This is a genomic window from Intestinibacter sp. (genome assembly GCF_034113885.1).
In the GTDB taxonomy this organism is placed as follows: domain Bacteria; phylum Bacillota; class Clostridia; order Peptostreptococcales; family Peptostreptococcaceae; genus Intestinibacter.
Genome location: NZ_JAXEWM010000251.1, coordinates 1 through 7,950 on the forward strand (window position 1 = coordinate 1; position 7,950 = coordinate 7,950).

Below are 7,950 nucleotides of genomic sequence, written 5' to 3' on the forward strand. Positions count from 1 at the left end.
AATAATACAATGATATGTTAAGGGTGATAAATTTAATGGCAAAAATTAGAACTAAATATGTATGTCAGTCATGTGGCTATGAAACCAGTAAATGGATGGGTAAGTGCCCAGAGTGCATGAAATGGAATTCTTTTGTAGAAGAAATAGAAGAAAAGAAAAGTAAAAAAGAAGTTTTTGTTATAGATAAATCAAATTCAAAGCCTGTTAGTATAAATTCTATAGTAGCTGTAAAAGAAGAAAGATTTACCACAAATATAGATGAATTAGATAGAGTTTTAGGCGGAGGAATTGTAAAGGGCTCTCTAGTTTTAGTAGGGGGAGATCCTGGAATAGGAAAATCTACACTTTTAATGCAAGTATCTAGCAATGTTGCTAATACTAATAAAAAAGTATTGTATATATCAGGTGAAGAATCTGAATCTCAGATAAAAATGAGAGCAAGTAGATTAGGTGTAAATTCACAAAATTTATATATTTTCGCTGAAAATAATTTAAGTATAATAGAAGCCTATTTGGAAAAATTAAACCCTGAATTGATTATAGTTGATTCGATTCAAACTGTATATTCTCCAGAGATATCTTCAGCACCTGGTACTGTGAGCCAAATTAAAGAAGGAACATCTAAATTTATGAAAATCTCTAAAAAGATGGGAATATCCACATTTATAGTGGGACATGTTACTAAAGAAGGGGCTCTAGCAGGGCCTAAGCTATTAGAGCATATGGTAGATACAGTACTATATTTTGAAGGGGAAAGATATAACTCTTATAGGTTAGTCAGAGCTGTAAAAAATAGATTTGGTTCGACTAATGAACTAGGAGTATTTGAGATGAAGGATATAGGGTTGGTTGAGCTTAAAAATCCTTCACAAGTATTGATTTCTGAAAAGCCAAAAGATGTATCAGGCTCTGTCATAATATCAACAGTTGAAGGAACTAGACCGATGCTTTTAGAGCTACAAGCGCTGGTAGCTCCTACAAATTTTGGTATGGCGAGAAGAACATCTACAGGTGTTGATTTTAATAGAGTTGCTTTATTATTAGCAGTTCTTGAGAAACGAATTGGATTACAAATTCAAAATCAAGATGTCTATATAAATGTAGTTGGAGGAATAAGAATAAATGAACCATCAATAGACTTGGGCATAGTTATTGCTGTAGCCTCAAGTTTTAGAAATATACCTATAGCATCAGATATTGTTGTTACAGGAGAGGTTGGTTTAACTGGTGAGATAAGAGCTGTAAGTTATATTGAAAAGAGAATTTCAGAATGTAAAAAGCTAGGCTTTAAAAAAATAGTAATACCTAAAAACAATTACGAAGTAGTAAAGGATGTAAAAGGTATAGATATAATTCCCGTTGACAATCTTAGACAAGCAATAAATATCGTGCTAAGGGGGTAATAATTATGGATAATATAATTAATAACGAAGGTTTGTTACATGCTTTAAAAATGATATCTCCAGGAACCCCACTGAGAAAAGGCATAGAAAATGTGCTGAGAGCAAAGACAGGTGGGCTTATCGTACTTGATTGTAATGAAGAGGTTATGAAAATTGTCGATGGTGGATTTAGAATAGATGCTGATTATTCACCAGCATATTTATATGAATTAGCTAAAATGGATGGAGCTATAGTGCTTAGTGAAGATTCTAGAAAAATATTGTTAGCAAATACTCAGTTAATACCGAATTATAATATACCAACAACAGAAACAGGTACTAGACATAGAACTGCAGAAAGAGTAGCAAGACAGACTGGCGCTATTGTAATATCTATTTCTCAAAGAAGAAATGTTATTACAATATATAGAGGAGACCAAAAATACGTTGTCGAAGAAATATCTGAAGTTTTTTCTAAGGCGAATCAAGCTTTACAGACTTTGCAAAAATACAAGGATGTTCTAGATACATCTATTTATAATTTAAATTCACTAGAATTTAATGATTTGGTTACAATTTACGATGTAATAGTAGTAGTTCAAAGTATGGAAAGAGTTATGAGAGTTGCGCAAATAATAGAAGGGTACTTAGTTAATTTAGGTGAAGAAGGATATCTAGTAAGAATGCAGCTGGAAGAATTAATAGGTGGAACAGAAAAAAATAGACTTTTATTATTAAAGGACTATAAAAGAGAAAATATAGATTTAGATGAATGTCAAAGGAAAATTAGAAATTTATCCCAAGAGGATTTATTAAATAAGGTTAAAATAGCTAGAGTTTTAGGTTATAATGGAATTTCAGAAGACATGGATTTACAAGTACAAACTAAAGGATATAGAATGTTAAATAAAGTACATCGTTTACCAGCATCAATCATAGAAAATTTAGTAAATTATTTTGGAAATTTCCAAGAAATTTTACAGGCCTCAATAGAAGAATTAGATGAAGTTGAGGGAATAGGCGAAATAAGAGCCACATATATTAAAAATGGACTTATAAAATTAAAAGTAGTATTAGGTAATGGTCATATATAATAATATGAAAAAGGTATTATAAAGTTTAAATCAAAGGAGTGTAAATTTTAAGGGGGTGACACTTTGATAAGTAAAATAATTAGAATTTTAATAGGATTATTAGGTGCAGCATTAGGAACAACCGTATATGTTTTTTTAGTTAAGTATTTTCCAAGTGTATTTGTTGGAGTTAATGATTATAAATATATAATATCAATAGCAGTAGCTTTAATATTTGGTATATTTTTCTACGTAATAGGACCTTGGATAATTTCAAAAGTAAGAGATAGTGTAAAGGTATTAGACAAGGAAATTTCTAAATATCCGCAGTCTGATATATTATTAGGAACAGTAGGTCTTATAGTAGGTTTAGTTATCGCTTATTTAATAGTTGGAGGAATAGGTACTTTTATAAATATACCAGTTATAACAGCTATAATATCTATAGTAGTATATCTATTTATGGGATATTTAGGTATTAGAATTGCATTAAAAAGTAGAGATGATCTGTTTAATATAAATAGATTAAGTAGGCTTACAACATCTTTAAATAAAGAAAAACAACCTAAAAAGGAAACTATAGTAAAACAAATACCACCAAAAGTATTAGATACAAGTGTAATAATCGATGGTAGAATAGCAGATATATGTAAAACTGGATTTATCGAAGGTAAATTAGTTATACCTAGATTTGTGCTAAATGAGTTACAACATATAGCAGATTCTTCTGATGATTTAAAGAGAGTTAGAGGTAGAAGAGGACTTGATATCCTTAACTCAATTCAAAAAGAGCTTGATATAGAAGTTGAAATAAGTAACGCTGACTTTGAAGATATACCAGAGGTTGACAGTAAGCTACTAAAATTAGCTGAAACTATAGGAGGAAAAGTAGTCACTAATGACTTTAATCTTAATAAAGTGGCTCAATTCCAAGGAGTGGAAGTTTTAAATATAAATGAATTAGCAAATGCAGTAAAACCGGTTGCAATACCTGGAGAACACATGCTAGCTCAAGTTGTAAAGGAAGGTAAAGAACAAAATCAAGGAATAGCTTATTTAGATGATGGAACAATGATAGTTGTAGATGGAGGTAGAAAATACATAGGAGAAACTATAACTGTATTAGTTACATCTGTACTACAAACACCAGCAGGTAGAATGATATTTGGAAAACCTAAAAACTAAATTTAACATAAGAAATATTGTAAATTCATGGCAAATTTATAGTTTTAGATATATAAATGTAAATTTATTATATGCTTATAGAGGAGAGTCGATAAGACTCTCTTTTATAATTTGTAAAAAAAATATACATATCTAGGAAAAAATATTATAATTAAAAGGGATAATATTATAAATTACTTTTACAAATGTTCTTGAATAAACTCTTGGTAAACATTTTCAAAGCTGATGGGAAAAACAATGTATTAAAATTTTTTTTGGTTTAATATAAACTAAAAATGTAAGGAGGAGTCCACGCATGAGTAATAGTTTAAAATTGCCATCGATTGATTATAAAGAATTTAAAATTTTAACTTTATGTAAAAATAAAGAGTTCGCAAATATAAATTACATGGCTGAAGAATTGAAGGTTACAACTAGAAGTGTTAGAACATATATAAAACAATTAAATGATAATTTAGGAGAAGATATAGCACAAATAATATATGTTAAAGGGCATGGATATAAGCTTGAAATAAGAGATAATGAAATTTTTGATCTTTTATTTGAAGAAAATAGAAAAATTCCTTTTGATTTTAATGTCAAGGATGAGAGAATTTTGTATTTATTAGATTTTTTTACAGAATTTGATGAAGTAATAACTATAGATCAATTGGCAGATAAAATTTCAGTAGGTAGAACGACTATAGTAAATGATATAAAATCAGTTAGAGAAATATTGAATGAGTATAATTTGGATTTAATCAAAAAACAAAATTTTGGAATGTGGTTAAAGGGAAATGAATTTGATAAGAGATTGCTTTTATTAAATTATATCTATAAGGATTCAAAAAACGATTTAACAAACTCAAAATATGTTATAGATGTCGAAGAAAATTTATTAAATAAATTAAAAAGTTCAATATTAAAGTTATTTAAGGAAGATAGCTTTTATGCTACAGACCAAATTTTTGAAGAAACAATAAAATATATTTTAGTTCAGGTTGGTAGAATAAAAAACGGAAATGAAATTTTTGAGTACGATAAACGTTTCGACTTATTAGGTTCATATGACGAGTATAATATATCAAAGGAAATAAAAATTATAGTAGAAGATATTTTTGATATAACTTTAAATGAATACGAAACATTATATCTTACATTACCTCTAGTAAGTGGAAATGCTGCACCAATTTCTAAATTTGTTTCAAATAAGCCGAAACTTCGCGATAATATTGAAGATTTGATGGAGCTAATTTTTAAAGAAATATATGTTAGAATGGGAATTATAATAGAAGATCAATCTTTAAAAGATAGCTTAGGGTATCATTTAGAGTTTACTTTAAATAGGTTGTTATTTAAGATAAAGCTAAAAAATTTATTATTAGATGAAATGAAAGAAAATTATGTATTACCTTATAATTTAGCAAAAATAACTGCTGATGTCATTGAAGATGTTTATAATTTAACTGTTCCAGAAGATGAAATCGGATATATAGCGATACATTTTGGAAGCTATTTAGAAAAAAATATGATTTCAAATACATTGAGAAATGTTGCTATTGTATGTTCTACAGGCCTAGGAGCTACGAATTTGATTACGATTAGAATAAGAAAAATCATAGGTCAACATATAAAGATAGATACTTTTTCGATGTTTGAAATAGATGAGGTTGATTTTAGCAAATACGATTTAGTATTTACAACAAGTGATGTAAATATAAATTCAAATGCTGTATTGAAAATAGATGCTATTTTAGATGAAAATAAATTAAGAAATAAGATAGAAAAGATTATGTATTTAAATAACAGTAAGCTAAGTAAAAATTTGAAGAACATAAAATTATCAGATAATTTATTGATAGGTGCATTTTTACAAGAGAAATATTTTTATGTATTGAATAAAAAGACAATTTCAGCTGCATTAAAAACGATGATAGATTCTATGATAGAGGATGGAATTGTTGGAGAAAAATTTAAAAAAGATATACTTGAGAGAGAAAAGACTCATCCAACTATATTTAATAGTGGATTGCTTTTACCTCACTCAGTAAATGATAAATCAGATGAAATGTATGTATCAATTGGGGTTTTAAATAAGCCGATAGAATATCTAGGAGTACAAATAAAAGTAATTATGTTGATAGCATTTTCTAGTGATGATAGCAATACGGATTTATTAGTCAAAATATATGAAGAAGCTTTAAGCTTAGGTCAAAATGACAAATATATAAATCAATTGGCTAAATGTAAAACTTTTTCTGATTTGACAAGTACATTATTAAAAATATCAATAAAATAATAGAGTAAGGATGTGTTTAAATGAAAATAATTATAGTTTTAATACTTTTATATCTTGCAAATTTTGGAACATCATATTACCTTCATAAGAAATACGTAGCATCTCAAAGAAGAGTTAGACAATATGGTGGTGTTTCTACTGCGAGAACAAAGGGTGGATTTACGAAAAAAGGTAAAATAGTGCTTTTAGCATTTGATGATGAAGAAGAAATAATAAAATACGGCGAGAAATTTGAAGGTATAACTGTATTTTCTAAATTTGAAAAGATTGAAGGTATAGAAGGGCTTACATTAGATGAAGTGGAAAATAAGTTTGCTGATGAAGAAGTTATAATACAAGCTGTACAATACATAAGAGAAAGAGAGAAGGATGTTGATTCTGAAGTAGACGAAAAATCAGAAGAAGAGCAGATTGATGAAATAGTTGAAAATAAAGCAATAGAGGCTAATGATACTACTGTTTAGAAATATTTAAATAAGGGAGACTTGATAAGTTTATGTGTAAATTATCAAGTCTCTTTTGATTTATATAGAATTGAGACATTTATATAATTTATTTTTACAAATGTTCTGATACAGAACGAAAATTGTATATTTTTCCACATAACGTGGAAAAAGAATGTATTAAATTTTTAATTCTATTGTTATAAACTTAAATCATAAGAGAAATAGATTTAGATAATAAATCAAAATATACTAAAAAAATTCAACTTATCAGAATACTAATAAGTTTGATACATTAAATTAAAAATAAGCTAAAAAGCAAACATATAAACAGGGGGAATTGAAATGTATAACTTAAACAGAAAACTTGAAGAATTAGAAGTACAAGGAAAAAGCATCAAAATAGCAATAATAGGTGCAGGACACATGGGAACTGGTATGGTAAGTCAAGTTGTAAACATGAAAGGTATGATACCATCAATAGTTGCAGACATAAACGTAGACTTAGCAAAAGCTTCATTCATAAAAGCTGGTATAGCAGAGGATCAAGTAGTAGTAGTAGAAGATGAAGTAACAGCAGAAGCAGCAATACAAGAAGGAAAATATGTAGCTTGTAAGAGCTTCATGGTAGCTTGTAAAACTCCATCAATCCAAGTAGTAGTAGATGCAACAGGTGGAATAGCAATAGGAGCAGAAATAGCATTAAACTCAATATTAAACAAAAAACATATAGTAATGTTAAATGCTGAAACAGACTGTGTAGTAGGACCAATACTTAAAAAATTAGCTGACGATGCAGGAGTAATATTCACAGGATCTGCAGGGGACGAACCAGGAGCAGTAATGGGATTATATGACTTCGCAACTTCAATGGGATTTGATGTAAGAGTTATAGGAAAAGGTAAAAACAATAAATTAGATTATGATTGTAACCCTGATACAGTAGCAGAAGAAGCAGCAAGAAAAGGAGCTTCTCCACACATGATAACTTCATTCAAAGAAGGAACTAAGACAATGGTAGAAATGGCATTAATGTGTAATGCAACAGGATATGTACCAGATGTAAGAGGAGCACATGGTGTAGAAGCAACAGTTAAAGAAGTTCCACAAAAATATTCATTAAAATCAGAAGGTGGAGTATTAGATAACTACGGAGTAGTAGATTTCGTAAATGGTATAGCACCAGGGGTATTCGTAGTAGTAACTCATAAATTAAAAGAAGTAAGAGACGAAATGGAATACTTAAGCATGGGACCAGGACCAAACTACATATTATATAGACCATATCACTTATGCAGCTTAGAAACACCATTATCAGCAGCAATGGCAGTAATAGAAAATAAAGGAACAATAGTACCAAAAGGTGGATTAGTAGCAGAAGTAATAACTGTAGCTAAGAAAGACTTAAAAGCTGGAGAATACATGGATGGATACGGAGCATACACTTGCTACGGATTAATAGAAAAATATGAAACAGCAAAAGAAATGAATGCAGTTCCAATAGGATTAGTAGATAGAAAAACAAAAGTATTAAAAGACATCAAGAAAGGTGAAGTAATAACTTACGATATGGTAGAAATAGACAAATC

The 7,950-nt window shown here is 28.8% G+C and carries 6 protein-coding genes; all 6 read left to right on the top strand.

The window, feature by feature from the left end; all coding sequences use genetic code 11:
* Positions 1-35: 35 nt before the first annotated feature.
* Entirely contained in the window at positions 36-1,403 is a 1,368-nt protein-coding gene (gene radA / locus SPD90_RS14855; protein WP_320626667.1) for a DNA repair protein RadA, read from the top strand.
* A gap of 5 nt (positions 1,404-1,408) precedes the next feature.
* Positions 1,409-2,476, top strand: a complete 1,068-nt coding sequence (disA, locus tag SPD90_RS14860) for a DNA integrity scanning diadenylate cyclase DisA (protein ID WP_320626666.1) — start codon at positions 1,409-1,411, stop codon at positions 2,474-2,476.
* A gap of 63 nt (positions 2,477-2,539) precedes the next feature.
* Positions 2,540-3,640, top strand: coding sequence for a PIN/TRAM domain-containing protein (locus tag SPD90_RS14865; protein WP_320626665.1), 1,101 nt, complete (start codon positions 2,540-2,542; stop codon positions 3,638-3,640).
* Between the two features lie 295 nt (positions 3,641-3,935).
* A complete protein-coding gene (locus SPD90_RS14870) occupies positions 3,936-5,918 on the top strand; it encodes a BglG family transcription antiterminator (protein ID WP_320626664.1) in 1,983 nt (660 codons plus the stop codon).
* 20 nt (positions 5,919-5,938) lie between these two features.
* A complete protein-coding gene (locus SPD90_RS14875) occupies positions 5,939-6,382 on the top strand; it encodes a transcriptional regulator GutM (RefSeq protein WP_320626663.1) in 444 nt (147 codons plus the stop codon).
* A gap of 324 nt (positions 6,383-6,706) precedes the next feature.
* On the top strand, positions 6,707-7,950 hold a 1,244-nt coding region (locus SPD90_RS14880), incomplete at its 3' end, for an NAD(P)H-dependent oxidoreductase (RefSeq protein WP_320925759.1).